The sequence below is a fragment of the Gordonia sp. SID5947 genome (assembly GCF_009862785.1).
Classification (GTDB): domain Bacteria; phylum Actinomycetota; class Actinomycetes; order Mycobacteriales; family Mycobacteriaceae; genus Gordonia.
The window spans coordinates 2470194-2485894 of the sequence record NZ_WWHU01000001.1 but is presented as its reverse complement, the minus strand read 5'-3'; the positions used below and the strand labels follow the sequence as shown (position 1 = coordinate 2485894).

General features: G+C 65.5%; 10 protein-coding genes and 2 pseudogenes. 6 read left to right on the top strand and 6 right to left on the bottom strand.

Features of this window, described 5'->3' with window-relative positions; genetic code table 11:
• Nucleotide 1: 1 nt before the first annotated feature.
• The 3 genes and pseudogenes from GTV32_RS11530 to GTV32_RS11520 all read left to right on the top strand — a co-directional run bounded on the left by GTV32_RS11530 (nucleotide 2) and on the right by GTV32_RS11520 (nucleotide 3491).
• On the top strand, nucleotides 2–1084 hold the full coding sequence (locus tag GTV32_RS11530) for a CaiB/BaiF CoA-transferase family protein (RefSeq protein ID WP_343287300.1): 1083 nt from the start codon (nucleotides 2–4) through the stop codon (nucleotides 1082–1084).
• Nucleotides 1085–1128: 44 nt separating this feature from the next.
• Nucleotides 1129–2309, top strand: a pseudogene (locus tag GTV32_RS11525) (thiolase family protein).
• 21 nt (nucleotides 2310–2330) lie between these two features.
• Nucleotides 2331–3491 carry an acyl-CoA dehydrogenase family protein gene (locus tag GTV32_RS11520; protein ID WP_161060439.1) on the top strand — a complete coding sequence of 387 codons (1161 nt, stop codon included), beginning with the start codon at nucleotides 2331–2333 and terminating at the stop codon, nucleotides 3489–3491.
• A gap of 203 nt (nucleotides 3492–3694) precedes the next feature.
• Here the strand turns inward: GTV32_RS11520 and GTV32_RS11515 are convergent, their stop codons facing one another.
• From GTV32_RS11515 to GTV32_RS24030, 5 genes and pseudogenes are all read right to left on the bottom strand, one after another.
• Complete coding sequence (locus GTV32_RS11515; protein WP_161060438.1) at nucleotides 3695–4942, bottom strand: ABC transporter substrate-binding protein; 1248 nt, start codon at nucleotides 4940–4942, stop codon at nucleotides 3695–3697.
• Between the two features lie 125 nt (nucleotides 4943–5067).
• Nucleotides 5068–5832: an ATP-binding cassette domain-containing protein gene (locus tag GTV32_RS11510; RefSeq protein ID WP_161060437.1), complete on the bottom strand. Its 765-nt coding sequence runs from the start codon at nucleotides 5830–5832 to the stop codon at nucleotides 5068–5070.
• Nucleotides 5829–8600, bottom strand: a complete 2772-nt coding sequence (locus tag GTV32_RS11505; protein WP_161060436.1) for a branched-chain amino acid ABC transporter permease/ATP-binding protein — start codon at nucleotides 8598–8600, stop codon at nucleotides 5829–5831. The genes GTV32_RS11510 and GTV32_RS11505 overlap by 4 nt, the downstream gene beginning before the upstream one ends.
• 38 nt (nucleotides 8601–8638) lie before the next feature.
• Nucleotides 8639–9064, bottom strand: coding sequence for a hypothetical protein (locus GTV32_RS24035; protein WP_343287468.1), 426 nt, complete (start codon nucleotides 9062–9064; stop codon nucleotides 8639–8641).
• Between the two features lie 56 nt (nucleotides 9065–9120).
• Nucleotides 9121–9879, bottom strand: a pseudogene (locus GTV32_RS24030) (ABC transporter substrate-binding protein); the annotation flags it as partial.
• A 457-nt stretch (nucleotides 9880–10336) separates the two neighbouring features.
• Here GTV32_RS24030 and GTV32_RS11495 point away from each other — a divergent pair.
• From GTV32_RS11495 to GTV32_RS11485, 3 genes are read left to right on the top strand one after another with little or no spacing between them, the layout of a single operon-like run.
• Nucleotides 10337–11338, top strand: a complete 1002-nt coding sequence (locus tag GTV32_RS11495; RefSeq protein WP_161060435.1) for a nitronate monooxygenase family protein — start codon at nucleotides 10337–10339, stop codon at nucleotides 11336–11338.
• Nucleotides 11338–12120 (top strand): enoyl-CoA hydratase, encoded by a 783-nt coding sequence (locus tag GTV32_RS11490; protein ID WP_161060434.1) that lies wholly within the window; start codon nucleotides 11338–11340, stop codon nucleotides 12118–12120. The genes GTV32_RS11495 and GTV32_RS11490 overlap by 1 nt, the downstream gene beginning before the upstream one ends.
• A gap of 1 nt (nucleotide 12121) precedes the next feature.
• Nucleotides 12122–14416 (top strand): acyl-CoA dehydrogenase family protein, encoded by a 2295-nt coding sequence (locus GTV32_RS11485; RefSeq protein WP_161060433.1) that lies wholly within the window; start codon nucleotides 12122–12124, stop codon nucleotides 14414–14416.
• 68 nt (nucleotides 14417–14484) lie between these two features.
• Here GTV32_RS11485 and GTV32_RS11480 read toward each other — a convergent pair whose 3' ends face one another.
• Nucleotides 14485–15681, bottom strand: a complete 1197-nt coding sequence (locus tag GTV32_RS11480; protein ID WP_161060432.1) for a cytochrome P450 — start codon at nucleotides 15679–15681, stop codon at nucleotides 14485–14487.
• Nucleotides 15682–15701 lie beyond the last annotated feature (20 nt).

The following is a 15701-nucleotide window of genomic DNA, read 5'->3' as shown; positions in this document are numbered from 1 at the left end:
CGTGCAGTCGGGACCGTTGAGCGGGCTACGTGTGGTCGAGATGCTGGGCCTCGGACCGGCACCCTTCGGGTGCATGCTTCTGGCGGACCTCGGTGCCGACGTGATCTCGTTGCGCCGTCCGGGGGCCGCGGTACCGGCGCTGGCGCGTAATCGCGCGATCCTCGATGTCGATCTCAAGGATCAGCAGGTGGTATCGGAAGTCCGCGAGATCATCGCCGCCGCCGACGTCGTGGTCGAGGGGTTCCGGCCGGGCGTGATGGAACGCCTCGGACTCGGACCAGAGGACCTGCGGCCGCGCGAGTCCGGGCTGATCTATGCGCGGATGACCGGGTGGGGTCAGACCGGCCCGCTCGCACGGACGGCGGGGCACGATCTGACCTACATCGCCGTGACCGGCGCCCTGCACCTTGCCACTCGTGCCGGTGGCCGCCCCGTTCCGACCGCCAATCTCCTCGGTGACTTCGGGGGTGGGGCAATGTATCTCGTCACTGCGGTCCTGGCTGCCCTGCACGAACGCGTTCGTACCGGCGAGGGAACGGTGCTCGACGTCGCCATCGTCGACGGGGCAACCTATCTCACGTCGATGCAACACGAGTATCGGGCGCGGGGTGTCTGGTCCGACGAGCCGGGAACGAACCGGTTGGACACCGGCGCCCCGTACTACGACGTGTATGCGTGCGCGGACGATCGGTTCGTGGCCGTCGGTGCGCTCGAAGAACCGTTCTTCGTTCGACTGCTCGAGGTGCTCGAGTTGGACCCGGAATTGGTCCAGGGACGCGAGCTCCCCGTGAACTGGCCGGGCTTGCGCGAGAAGATCGCGACGGCAGTGCGACGGCGCACGAGAGACGAGTGGGCCGATCGGGCTCAGGAGACCGATGCATGCCTCGCCCCGGTTCTGGACCTGTCCGAGGCTGCGGGGCATCCACAGATGGCAGACCGTGATGTGCTGCTGACCACGGGTGAGAACCGATGGACGCCAAAGCTTCCCATGGGATTCGTGCCGGATGGCGGCAGCCCCGATCAACTGCTGGAGAGGTGGGGAGTGAGCCTCTCGACCGTTGACCTGGTCAACCAGGAATACTAGGTTTGGAGCCGATCCAATCCACCCGCGACCGACTGGAGCAACCCATGCCTGATCGTGATGCCGTGATCGTCGAAGCGGTCCGGACGCCAATCGGTAAGCGGAACGGCTCGCTCGCCGGTGTTCATGCCGCCGATCTCTCGGCGATCGTCCTTCGAGAGCTGGTGCGGCGCACGGGTGTCGACCCGGGCATCGTCGATGATGTCATGTGGGGCTGCGTAACCCAGCTCGGCGATCAGTCCAGCAATGTGGGCCGATTCGCGGTGCTCGCCGCCGGATGGCCGGACTCGGTTCCCGCGGTGACGATCAACAGGGCTTGCGGTTCCGGTCAGCAGGCGATCGAATCGGCGGCACACGCCGTGATCGCCGGTGCCTACGAGGTCGCGATCGCGGGCGGAGTCGAGACGATGTCCAGGGTGCCGCTCGGGGCGGCCCGGGAGAGTGGCTTCCCGTACGGGCAGACTGTCTTCGATCGCTACGGGGTCGATGAACTGAACCAGGGTCAGGGTGCCGAGATGATCGCCGACAAATGGGGCCTGTCCCGTCTCGCTCTCGACGAATACGCCTCACGCTCACACCAACTGACGGCCGACGCCATCGACCGAGGTGCGTTCGAAACCCAAGTGGTGCCGGTGGAAACCGCCGACGGGGTGCTCGCCGTCGACGAGGGTTTACGGCGCGGCACCACCCGGAGAAGCTCGCCGGGCTCAACCCCTCGTTCCGGGAGGGTGGGGTCATCCACGCGGGAAACGCCTCACAGATCTCCGACGGTGCCGCGGGTGTCATGATCATGACGTCTCAGAAGGCCGCTGAGCTGGGTTTGCGTCCTATCGTCCGTCTGGTGGCCGGGTCGGTGGTCGGTGATGACCCTGTACTGATGCTGACGGGACCGATCCCGGCGACACAGAAACTCTTGGCGCGCACGGGGCTCTCGATCGACGAGATCGGTGCGGTGGAGATCAACGAGGCGTTCGCACCGGTACCGCTGGCCTGGCAGATCGAACTGGGAGCCGATCCGGATCGGGTCAATCCACTCGGCGGTGCGATCGCGGTCGGTCACCCACTTGGTGCGTCGGGCGCGATCCTGACCACCAGGCTGATCAACCACATGCGCGATCAAGGCATCCGATATGGGTTGCAGGCCATCTGTGAAGGCGGGGGAACGGCGAACGCGACCCTCTACGAGCTGGCCGACGAACCGCAATCCGGTGTCGTATCGCATCAATGATCCCGACCGAGGAGAACTACCGTGCCGCAACGCTTCTACGACGACGACCACAACGCCTTTCGGCAGGTCGTCGAGAGTTTCGTCGCCCGCGACGTGACACCGAACCTCGAGCAGTGGGAGGACGACCGCGAAACCGGGCGCGAAGTCTGGAAATCCGCCGGGGCATTGGGAATTCTCGGGGTGCGTACGCCTGAGGAGTACGGCGGTGGCGGGGCACGCGACTATCGGTTCCGATGTGTGGTCCAGGAAGAACTGGCACGTGTCGGGGCCGCGTCGCTGGCATCGGGATTCTCGATCAACGAGGACATCGTCGGGTCGTACCTCAACGAACTCGGAACCGAGAAGCAGAAGCGGGACTGGCTGCCCGGCATGGCACAGGGTGACGTCGTCGCGTCGATCGCGATGTCCGAGCCTGCCGCCGGCAGTGACCTGCGCGGTATGAAGACCACGGCGGTCCGAAGTGGTGACGAATGGATCATCAACGGGGCCAAGACATTCATCACGAGTGGATACTCGTCGGACGTGGTGCTCACGGCTGCGCGCACCGGTGCGAAGAACGGCAGGCCCCAACTGTCGCTCATCCTGGTACCGACCACGTCGGCAGGCTTCGAGCGCGGCCGCAAGTTGCGCAAACTGGGTCTACACGCCCAGGACACCGCCGAGATCTCGTTCACCGACGTACGCGTGCCCGCGGAGAACCTGGTGGGCGACGAGGGACGTGGCTTTCATCATCTCACGGCGCAACTGCCACTCGAGCGCCTCTCGATCGCATGGCGGGCATTGGCCGCGGCCGAGGCCGCCCTCGACTGGACCGTGCGGTATACGAGCGAACGCAAGGCGTTCGGTACGCGGATCATCGATTTCCAGAACACACGTTTCAAGCTCGCCGAGATGACCACCGAGGTGGAGATCACGCGGGCGTTCCTCGAGCAGGGCATCCTGGCGCTCAACGCGGGCGAGTTCGACGCCACGCTGGGCGCCAAGGCGAAATGGTGGACCACCGAGTTGCAGAACCGGGTCATCAACGGCTGTCTGCAGATGCACGGTGGCTACGGCTACATGGACGAATATCCGATCTCGCGCGCCTACGCGGATGCACGGGTGCAGACGATCGTCGGTGGGACCACCGAGATCATGAAGGAGATCATCGGGCGCGATCTGGCCGCCCGTCACCCCGGTTGATCGCCGTCGCCCTTCGTGACGCTCGCGGGCTCGCTCCTCGGGGAACGGTTGATGCGGGTGCGTTCCTGGGGGCCACCCTTCGTGACTGTCGCAGGTTCGCTCCTCGGGGAACGGTTGATGCGGGCTCGCTGTCTTCAGGCCGATGAGAACCGCGGCACCGGTGAGGTTCACCGGTGCCGCGGAACATATCAGTCGGAGGCTCGCTACTGCTTCGAGACGCTGACCTTGGTCGGATCTGTCAGTTCGCCGTCCTTCATCGTGAGCACGATCATCGTATCGCCGCACAGGGACTTCAGGCCGGGGATCGCTGTGCCATCACAGGTGAAAGTGATGCCGTCTCCGGCGGGCAGTTCCACCTTCTGGGCCTTCTTGATCGCGGTGCCGACCGACTCCGGCGTGACGTCGCCGGTCAGACCCGCAGTGGCGCGGACCAGGCCCAGCATGCCCTGATACCCGGTGACCGCATACCCCTGGGTCGGGGTGTCCGGCGAGTACTTCTTCATGATCGTCCGGTACAGAACGCTTTCGGGATCGTCGGAAACCGTGTCGGCGCTGCTGAACACCCTGAGGTTCTCCATACCGGTGGCGCCGACGGCCTGGACCACTTCGGGAGCCGCGCAGGTCTGCGGTGAGATCGGAATCGCCTTCGAACCCAAGGTGTTCAGCGCCTTCAGGACTGACGTGCAGACCGTTGACTCGCCGTACACCAATACTCCGTCCGGATTGGCGTCGAGCCCGGCACTCACCTGGGGGGTCGCATCGGCGGTACCGAACGGGATGGTGATCAGTTTGAAATCCATGCCGGCGGCACGGAATGCGGGGCCACCGATGTTGGTCAACGAACCGGTCGCCGCGGGGCTGTCGATACTGTAGGCGACCACCGACTTCATTCCCTGTTCCTTGGCGAACCTCGCCATCGCCTGTGACGTGTTGGAGCCGGCGGTCCATACGTAGGAATTGTCGCTGTTGATCTCAGCCGGACTGCCACCGAGCGCAGTGATGTATGGGATTCCCGCCTTCGTGATGATCGGCGCGATGACGCTGCCGAGCCCGGTGTTGGTCACCACGACTGCGGGAACTTTCTGCTCGACCATCTGATTGGCACAGTTCCGAGCGGACACCGGGTCCTCCTGCTCCTTGCAGATGACCAATTCGATGGGCCGACCGGCGATCCCCCCGAGGTTCTCGTTGGCGTACTTCGTGGCCGCCTCCGCGGCCTCGCGGGTTTCCGGCAGCGACATCGCCTGTCCGCCTTCGTTGGCGATGAGGCCGATACGGACCGGTGCGCCGGCGGCTGCTTTGCCGGGAAACGCATCGGACGGTACGGCGGCGCTGCTGCTGGCGCTCTCGGGGTCGTCGTCGCTGCTGCACGCTGACACGCTGGCAAACAGAACCGCTGCAGCGGCCGCGGCGATGATCCGCGTGGTGTACGGACGGCGGACGGTTTTCATGGGGTCCCTTTCGGCGGAGCGACTTGTGCCGCGATCTCGTGGTACGTCAGGAGCTGATCTTCGGTTTCGTGCGCGAAATAGTCGGATTCGCAATCGTCATCGGCGTCTGCAGAAGCGTGGTGGCGCTACTGAACGGATTCGGCGGGAGCCATCGTTTCGGATCCCCCACCGTTGTGGTGGGCGCCGAGGTATGCCTGTTCGATGAGTTCCGGAGTGGCGGAGAGGGTTCGGGAGTCACCCTCGAGCACGTTGACCCCGTGCCGCAAGACCAGCGCGGTGTCCGCCACCTCGAGAGCCAGGTGCACATGCTGTTCCACGAGGACCACCGCGGTCTCGGTGGTGTCGGCAACCTGCCGCATGACCGGCAACAGTCGCTCGACGATGACCGGCGCAAGCCCCATACTCAGCTCATCGATCAGCAGGACGGTTGGGTGCTGGGCCAGCGCGCGACCGATGGCCAGCATCTGTTGTTCGCCACCCGACAGTGCACCTGCCTGCACCTGCAGGCGATCACGGAGGCCGGGGAAGTAGTCGAGGATCGCGTCACGCTCACTCGTCCACTGCCGCCGAGCGCGCACCGCGAGTCGCAGGTTCTCTTCGACGGTCAGCGTGGTGAACAGTTCCCGGTTGTCCGGGACCAGGACGAGTCCCGCCCGCGATGCGGCCCGCGCGTGCCCGGACTTGACCGCGGTTCCCGACACCTCGACGGTGCCGCCGAGGCTGGGCAGCAGACCGGCCAGCGTCAGCAGCGCGGTCGTCTTGCCGGCGCCGTTGGGGCCCAGCAGGGCGAGCACCTCGCCCGGGCGGACCTCCAGATCCAGATCGCGCACGCATGGACGACCTTTCGCGTAGCCGGCCTGCAGACCTTCGCATCTCAGAGCCGCGGTCATGCGTTCACCTCCTTGCCGCTGTGGGTCGCACCGAGATAGGCACGGGTGACCTCCGGGTTGTTGCGGACCTCATCGGGTGTGCCGATCGCGATCCGTTTACCGAGGTCGAGGACCACGATCCGATCGCAGACCTCGAGAACCAGCTCCATGTCGTGATCGACCATGACGATGGTGGTCCCGGCGTCGCGGATCGCGCGGAGCCGGTGGCCCAGCCACGCGCTCTCGGTGGTGTCGAGTCCGGCGGCGGGTTCGTCGAGCAGCACTACCCGTGGACGTCCCGCCAGCGCACGGGCAACCGACACGAGTTGTCGCTGACCCTGCGAGAGCTCCCGGACCGGCCGATCGACGACCTTGTCGAGATGCAAGACCTCGAACAAGTGGTTCATCTGCTCGGTGTCGAGGGGCGGCCGGTCGGAGCCTCGGTGCAGGGATGCGGTGGAGCCGACAGACACGTTCTCGCGGACCGACAGGTCGTCGTACAGGTCGATACCTTGGAAGGTCCGGCCGAGTCCTGCGCGACTGCGCTGATATGCGCGTAGCCCGTCGAGGGGCCTGCCGACGAGCGACACGGTGCCGTCGGCATCGGCGAAGCCGCTGATCGCGTCGATGAACGTCGTCTTGCCGGCGCCGTTGGGGCCGATGAGGCCGATGATCTCGCCTTCGCGCACCTCGAGCGACACGTCGTCGAGCGCCGTGATCCCTCCGTAGTGGACTCCCACACCCTGTGCCGACAGGACGACGCCACCGACTTCGCTCGCCGTGTCGAGATGGATCTCGTCGTCCGTCAGTGCGACATCGAGATCGGTGCTGAGTGCACTGGTGTCCGACGACCTGCCGAGTCTGGTCCGGAGCTGCCCGAGGCGCTTGTAGATGTCGGAGATGATGCCCTCGGGATTGGCGATCACGGTGATGACGAGCAGGATTCCGGTGATAACCGAGTAGTACTCGCCGACGTTGGCGACTCGGTCGAGGAAGACGAACAGGATGCCGCCGGCGCCCATGATGCCGGCGAGCATTGCCCCGGAGACACATGTGATGCCGGCGAGGTAACACACCGCGAACATCGCGATGCCGCCGATGGCGGTGAACGCCTCGGGTACCGCCATGGTCTGTTGATAGGCCATCAGGGATCCGCCGATGCCGGCGATGAATGCGCCGATCGCGAACGCGACCAACTTGGTTCGCGACACGTTGATTCCGGAGGCGGCTGCCGAACGCTCGTTTGCCCGAATGGCGAGCATCGAGGCACCGAGCCGGCTGGTTCGTAGCCGTACCACGGCCAGGGCCGTCACGACGAGGACCACGAGGCAGACCACTCCGAAGGCGATGCGCGGATACGCGTCGCCGGACCCGATCCCGAGGTCCAGCCCGAACAGTGACGGATCGGAGACGTGGGCTCCGTCGATGCCACCGTTGAACTTGTTGTTACGGAACCAGAATGCTTCGAGAAACACCGCGAGGCCGAGGGTGACGACAGCCACCGGTAGGCCGCGGATGCGCAACGCGGGCAGGCCCACCACGACTCCGACGACCGTGGCGACGAGCGCCGCGAGAATCGGGGCGAACGGGAACGGGATGCCCATGTCCACGGTGAATCTGCTCAGCATGAACGCGCCGACGCCGCCGAGTGTCAACTGTGCCAGCGAGATCTGCCCTGCGAATCCCGTCACGACGACCTGCGAGAGCGCGATGATGGCCAGCGTGAACGTCATGATGATCGCACCGCGATAGCTGCCCTGGGTGAACAACAGGAAGCCGAGGGCGATCAGGGTCCAGATCGCCCCGGTGACGACCGGATTCTTCGGACGCGGCGCTGCGCCGAGCGTGTTCTGGATGATCGCGCCGCGTGTGGGGAGCGGCTTGCCGCGGAACACGAGGAACACGAGGATGAGCACCAACGGGATCAGCTCAGCCATCCCGGACTGCGGCATCCAGTCGATCGTCGACTGCAGGTGTGTCATCTCCGACTGCAGGACGCCGATTCCGAGACCCGCGGCGACCGCCGGTCCGATCGCGCTGAAGTTGCCCACCAGCGCGGCGGCCAACGCGGGCACGATGAACAGCGTGTAGGACACCGGGATCAGTGGCACGATCGGTGCGATCAGGATTCCGGACAGTCCCGCGATCATGGTGCTCAGAGCCCAGTTCGCGTACGCGATCCGCTCGGGGGACAGGCCGGTCACGAGTGCGCCGGTCTCGGTCTCGGCCGCCGCCCGGGTCGCCAGCCCGAAACGGGTGAGTCGGAAGGCGATGATCAGCAGCACGGTGAGCACCACGACGATGCCGGCGAACCAGATGCGGTCTACCGGAACCCGGATGTCACCGAACGTGACGATCCCGGTCGGCAGGATCGGATCGACTGAGACCGGAGTGGTCCCCACTCGCGCCGCGAGCAACGCCTGGATCGCGAGCATGAGGGCGATGGAGGCGACGGCCTTGGCAGTGGCGGGAGCCGTCCTCAGCAGCCGGAACACGGCGAAGTACAGCAATATGCCGAGCGCGGCGGCGATGGCCAGTGAGATCGCCATCGCCGGCAACACGTCGAGCTCGCCGCCGAGGTCGACCGTCTTCGGGAAGCCGGGGATGGGGATCAGGAACTCGCCGTTGCGGAGGTAGGCAAAGGTGTAGGCGATGTAGAGCGCGACGGCGCCGGTCGCGAAGTTCACCACCCCGGAGCTGCGGTAGGTCATGACCAGGGCGAGGGCCAGCGCCGCATAGACGGCGCCGTTGCCCAGGCCCAGGAACAAGAACTGGATGTCTTGTGTCATCGGATTGCCTCGTGATCGGTGGGCGGGATGGTCCTCGGCTACTGACCGCCGACGATCTGAGCATCGACGAGCTTGCCGTCCTGCAGGGTCGCCACGACAGATCCCTTGCCACACACCGCCTTCATCTGCGGGCTGGCAGATCCGTCACAGGTGAAGGTGAGGCCGTCGCCGGCCGGCAGGACGACATCCTTCGCTCCTCGGATGGCGGTGGACACCGCAGCGGGAGATGTATCGCTCCCCTCGAGCGACTGCGTCGCCCGAACCAGTCCCAGCACGCCCTGATATCCCACGTACGCATAGCCCGAGATGTCGGTGTCCGGGGCGTACTTGGCGATGACACTGCGATACAGGGTCGCCTCGGGGTTGTCGCCGGTTGTCTGGGCAGCGGTGAAGATCTTGGTGCCGTTGATATCCGAGCCGACTGCCTGGACGACATCCGGGGTGGCGCATGCCTGGATGCCCATCTTCTCCCCGAGAAGCCGAGCGTGCCGAGCGATTTCAGCGCAGCGGTGCAGAGGGTTCCCTCTCCGACGACGACCACGCCTTCCGGCGAATCCGCGAGACCGGCACTGACCTGGGGCGTGGCATCCGGGGTGCCCGGCGGGATGGTCACGATCTGGAGGTCGACCCCGTTGGCCTTGAATGCGGGCGCGCCGATGGCCTTGAGCCCGTTGACCGCGGCCGGCACGTCGATGGTGAAGGCGGTGACGTGTTTCATGTTCTCGCTCTTGGCGTGTGCAGCCATGGCCTGCAGGCTCGACGGGAAGCCTCCGGTCCACAAGTACGAGTTGTTCGCGGTCAGCTCCTGCATGCTCTGGCCCGAAGCGGAGACGTACGGGATGCCGGCCCCGGTGATGATGGGTACCAGCACATCCCCCTGGCCGGTGGTGGTCACGACGACTGCGGACACCTTCTCCTCGACCATCCGGTTCGCACAATCCCGCGCGGAGGTGGGTTCCTCGGCATTCTTGCACTCCACCAGCTTGATCGTGTGACCACCGATCCCGCCGAGTTGTTCGTTCGCGTACTGGGCCGCAGCCTCTGCGGCCATGCGATTGTCCGGTTGCGAGATAGCTTGGCCACCTTCATTGTTGATCAACCCGATCTTGATCGGACCGCCGGTGGCTGCCTTGCCGGGGAACGACGCGGGCGGGGCGGCGACGTCTGATTGCGTCGCCGAATCGCTGCTCTCCCCGCTGCAGGCGGTCAATGCGGTCGCGACGACCACGATGGAGGCCGCCAACACGCCGGCGGGACGGAGGCCACGCAGATGTTTCATCGGTGTTCCTTTGGATAGTCGGTCCCGGCGAACGATGATTTCGGAATCCCTGTGTTGGGGGTCCGGATGCGTCCTCCGGTAGATGACCTAGCTAACTATGTATGTTTCGGTACTATCGCACATCGGAGCACCTGCAGGAATGGATTTGTCGAACTGTCTCTGCAGGCGGGACCAAGGATTGACGGTGGCCAGGCCATATGGTTGACGTGTCACTCGTCGGCCTCTGCTGTGCAGCATTGTCCGGTGTGTCACGACGCAGCGCCACACAAGGGCAGATAAGTCAGCCTTCCTTCGTGAGGGTGGCAGGAGGGTTCCCGATCGCCGTTGGCATGTTGCACGGTGGCACATAGGCAACTATGTTAGATATGTTGCCCGCCGAGTGGATCGCCATCGGCATCTAGTGCCGTGGCCCACCGTCATCCAAGGGTGGAAACCGCCCAGGTACCAGGAGTTGTCGATGCTCACAACACGTTTGACCGAGTTGCTCGGTATCGAACACCCGATCGTGCAAGGCGGGATGATGTTCGTAGGTCGCGCCGAGCTGGCGGCCGCCGTGTCGAATGCCGGCGGGCTCGGCATCATCACTGCACTGACACAACCGACCCCGGACGATCTGGCTGCAGAGATCGAGCGCTGTAAATCTCTGACCGACAAGCCTTTCGGGGTCAACATCACCCTCACCCTGTCGATAAATCCGCCCCCGTTCGCCGAGTATCGGCGGGTGATCATCGAGTCGGGTGTGCGGGTGGTGGAGACCGCGGGTTCGGACCCCACCGAGCATATCGAGCACCTCAAGGAGCACGGGATCACCGTGATCCACAAGTGCACGAGTGTGACTCACGCGCTCAAGGCCGAGCGGATCGGTGCCGACGCAGTGAGCATCGACGGATTCGAATGCGCCGGCCACCCTGGCGAGGATGACATACCGGGCTTGGTCCTCATTCCCGTGACCGCGGAGGCCATCTCGATCCCTTTCGTCGCATCGGGGGGGTTCGCCGATGGGAGGGGGCTTGCCGCGGCGCTCGCCCTCGGCGCTGACGGGATCAACATGGGCACCCGGTTCATGTGCACCCAGGAGAGTCCGGTTCACCCCAACATCAAGGAGCTGATCGTGGGTGCGTCGGAGCGCGACACCAGGCTCATCATGCGGCAACTGCGCAACAGCATGCGAGTCGCCAAGAACACCGTCAGCGAGGAGGTCGTCGACGTGCTGGCCCGCGGCGGCCGGTTCCGGGACATCAAGGACATGGTCGCCGGCGTGCGCGGACGGCGCGTATTCGCCGAAGGCGATCCGGAACTGGGGATATGGACGGTCGGGCTCGCGCAGGGTCTGATCCACGACGTACCGACGGCGGGTGACGTGGTGCGGCGTAGTGCAGAGGAGGCCGAGCGTGTCATCGACGGACTGGGGAAGATGATCGTCGGAGAGTCGCTCGTCACCGCGAAAGGGCCGCACTGATGCAGGGCGAGTCGACGTCAGACGTGCCGGAAACACCACCGTTGCTCGTGGAGAGGGACGGTCATGTGGCCGTCCTGACCCTCAATCGTCCGGAAGCCCGGAATGCGATCAATCGGGCCATGCGCCGGGCGATCAAGAAGGAATTGTGGCGCGCCGATGCCGACCCCGATGTCCACGTGGTGGTCATCACCGGAGCCGGCAGCTCCTTCTCGTCCGGGGTGGATCTCCCGGAGGCGCTCTCGGGTCCCTCACCCCGAACCGAGGGCCCCACCCCGACCCAAGTGCTGCGCGCGATCTCCAAACCCGTCATCGCCGCCGTCAACGGGCCTTGCTACACAGGTGGGTTCGAGCTCGCGGTGAACTGCTCGTTCATCATCGGTTCGGATCGAGCAGTCTTCGCCGACACCCATGCGCAGATCGGACTTCTCAACGGTTGGGGTGGCAGCGCTGTGCTGCCCCGTACCGTCGGCCTGGCCGCTGCCGTCCAGATCATCCTGAGTGGTGAGCCGATCGATGCCGCCACGGCGCTACGAATCGGATTGGCGAACGAGGTCGTGGCGCACGACCGCCTCATGGAACGGACGATCGAGGTGGCGCAGGCGATCGCAGGCGGCCACCCTGGCGCCGTACAACGCATGCTGCGCCTGCTGAAGGACGGCGCGGGTGCGTCGGTCACCGAGGCGCTCGCGCTCGAAGCCGAGGCCGCGGTCTCGTTCCGTACGAGTGGCGCCGACATCACCGAGCGATACGGCCGACGCCGTTCGGCCTCGAGAGAATCCTGACATGAGCACCGACAGTGCACGGCTCACCGCCGGTGCTGATCTCGGCGAGGCGGCGCCCTGGCGTGCGCGACTCATATCGCTGTTGGACGACTACGCAGGGCGTCCCCGGCCGGACACCTCCCGGGCGCGATTCGATGCCGCGGTGGCCTGGCAGTCCGAACTGGTGGACGCCGGCCTCGCCGCGCCCGGTTGGCCGGTGTCGGCCGGCGGTATGGGCCTAGACCTCGACGATCAACTCGACTACTACCGGATGACCTCTGCGGCCCGGGCCCCGAAACATCCGTGCAGTCTGTCGTTCATCGTGGCTCCGACCCTGATCGTCCACGGAACACAGCAGCAGCGGGATCGCCACCTCGAACCACTTCTGCGTGCCGACGAGTTCTGGTGCCAAGGGTTCTCCGAGCCCGGCGCCGGAAGCGATCTTGCTTCTCTGTCCACGCGGGCGGTGGCCGACGGCGACGTCTACCGGGTGAACGGACAGAAGATCTGGACCACGATGGCCGACCGGGCCGATTGGATCTTCGCCCTGGTGCGCACGGGATCTCCCGGCCGCGGGACCGCAGGGATCACGTATCTGCTCATTGCCATGGACTCGCCGGGCGTGACGGTACGGCCGTTGCGGGATGCAGCGGGCGGGCACCATTTCGCGGAGGTCTTCTTCGACGATGTCGAGGTGCCGATGGCGAACCGCGTTGGCGAGGAAGGGGAGGGGTGGTCGATCATGCGGACGTCCCTGGGGCACGAGCGGGCGACCGCTTTCCTCGCCGACGAATTCCGATACCGCAAGACCGTCGACCAGGTGTTGCGTCTCGCCGTCGAACAGGGCTACCGCGACGACCCGCTCGTGCGGGCACAGGTCGCCGACCTGGAGACCGACGTCCGTACCATCGCGACCAACAGTGCACGTGCCTTGAGCGCGGTTCTACGACAAGAAGATCCGGGCGGTGTCGCTTCGATCAATCGTCTCGTGAAGTCCGAGTTCGAGCAGCGGTTGCACCGACTTGCACTCCGGCTCACCGGCCCGGGCGCCGTGCTCGGTAACCGGTCACCCGGTGCGGTCGATGGTGGTCGGTGGACCTACGGATACCTGATGTCGCGCGCTTCGACCATCGGTGCCGGTACCGCCGAGATCCAGCGGAACACCATCGCGGAGAAGGTACTCGGCCTACCGTCGCACCGCGGTGAGGGACGTCACGACCCGGCGGTGGGGCCGGGCAGCCCGCTCGCCGCGCCAGAGGACGACGAGCGGGCCGTTCGTGAGGCGGTCGCAGGCGTGGTCCGTTCTCACGTCGACACCGACCGCATCCTCCGCGATCGCGTGGACACCGATGAACTCTGGGACGCGCTGGTCGGTTTCGGTCTGCCCGGACTCTCCGCACCGGAATCCTTCGGCGGGGGTGGCGCTTCCCTACGTTTGTTGTGTGCGGCGATCGAGGAAACGGCTCATCATCTCGCTCCGGTTCCGCTGGTCCCCACGGTTGCAGCACTGGCCCTGCTCCTCGCGTGCGGCGCCGACGACGCGGCTGGGCAGGTGATCGCGGGTGCTCGTTCCGCTGTGGTGGTGCCCGCCGACGATTCCGGATGGCGTGTGGACGGAGCGGTTCCCACGATATGCGACGGGGTGCTCACCGGTGTGGTGGATCGGGTCGTCGGCGCGCTCGATGCGCAGGTCCTCGTGGTGGTCGCGCGGACCTCGGACACCGGGGAAGCGGCAGTGGTGGTCGTCGACCACGTGGATGCGGTGATCACGCACCAGGCCGCCGTCGATCTCACGTCGTCGGTCGGCGCGGTGTCCCTCGACGGGGTCCGCGGTCGGGTCGTCGCGACCGCAACGCAGGCCCGCCGTGGGATCGAAAAGGCACAGCGGATCGCGCATCTCGCGATCGCGGCCGATTCGGTCGGTGTCGCCAACCGTGCGCTCGCGATGGCCGTCGCCTGGGCGGGGCAGCGAGAACAGTTCGGCCAGACGATCGGATCGTTCCAAGCGGTGTCCCACCGCTGCGCGGACATGCTGGTGGAGGCGGAGAGCGCGCGGAATCAGGTCCTCGCGGCCGCCGATCTCGACAACTCCGACGTGGAAGCGGAATTGGCCGCCCGGCTGGCGGCCGCACATGCGCTGAGCGCTGCGGTGCGCGTCGCCGAATCATGTGTGCAGGTGCACGGCGGTATCGGTTTCACCTGGGAACATCCGGCACATCTGCTACTTCGCCGAGCCGTTTCCAACGAAGCCTGGTGTGCGCGACCGGAATCCCTTCGTGACCAGGTGGCCGGTCGGGTGTTGGCACCGTTCTCCTGAGAACACACAGTGGCCGGCCGCGTGAAGCCACGCGGCCGGCCGTTGTCGTTGTGGAGGGAGCGCTCGGTTCAGATGTCCCACTCCAGGATGATGTTGCCGTTGGGGCCCAGTTGGCCGCCGGACTCGGTGGGGTGTGACTCCGGCGCCAGTCGGTAGTTCGGGATGTACCGATGCCACTCTTCGAGGGCGATCCGCAGTTCACGTCGCGCGAGGTGGGAGCCAAGGCAACGATGCGGTCCGGCGCCGAATGCGATGTGATTGTTCGGGCTGCGGTCCAAGTGGACTTCCTTGGCGTCCTCGTAGACCGACTCATCGCGGGTGGCCAGGTTCAGCGGCAGACACACCATCTCGCCTGCTTTGATCGGACACCCGGCGATCTCGGTGTCTTCCAGCACCTTTCGCGATGGGATCACGATCGCGAATGCCCTCAGCATCTCCTCGATCGCCGAGGGGATCAGCTCGGGATCGTCGACGATCGCCTGCCGGTCCTCCTGATGCGTCGACAGATGGAGGAAGGTCGTTCCCAGGGTGGCGGTCACCGTGTCCAGCCCCGCCATGAACATCAGGATGCAGAACGACTCCAGATCTTCCTGCGTTGCGGGCGCGCCGTCGATCTCGAACTCGATGGCCTTGCTGATCAGGTCGTCTTTCGGGGCCGTGCGCCGTTCGTCGATGAGCTTTCGGAAGTACTCCGTGAGCTCGAGGGTGGCCACGCCGCGCCGGCGGGCGGTCTCTTCGGCGTCACCGGACACGTGCAGGATCTCGTCTTCCCAGTGCAGGAACTTGTCGAGATCCTCGAAGGGCATCCCCATCAACTCGAGGAAGATGAACGACGGGTATTGCAGTGCGAAGTCCTTCATGAAGTCGCACTTGCCCCTTGTGGCTATCGACTTGATCAGCGAGACGGCACGTTCGCGCACCTTGTCCTCGAGTCCCTCGACGTTCTTGGGCGAGAACAGCGGATTGAGCTGCTTGCGCCACTGTTTGTGCTCCGAACCGTCGAGCATCTGCGGGATCCACCGAAAGGTCGGGTTCGGGTTGAACACCGTCACAGCAGTATTGGAGAAGACCTTGGCGTTCTGGTACGCCTTCAGGATCTCCTCGTATCGCGTCACGATGTAGTGTCCGTTGGCGAACTCGTTGCGGATGACGGGCGCCTCGTCGCGCAGGTCGTCGTAGCGGGCCAACTTTTCGCCGAAGGGCAGTTCGGCATAGTGGTTGAACTCGTGGATGGGGCACGTCGATGCCGATTCGGTGGCGCTCATGATCTCCTCCTGGGGTTCGT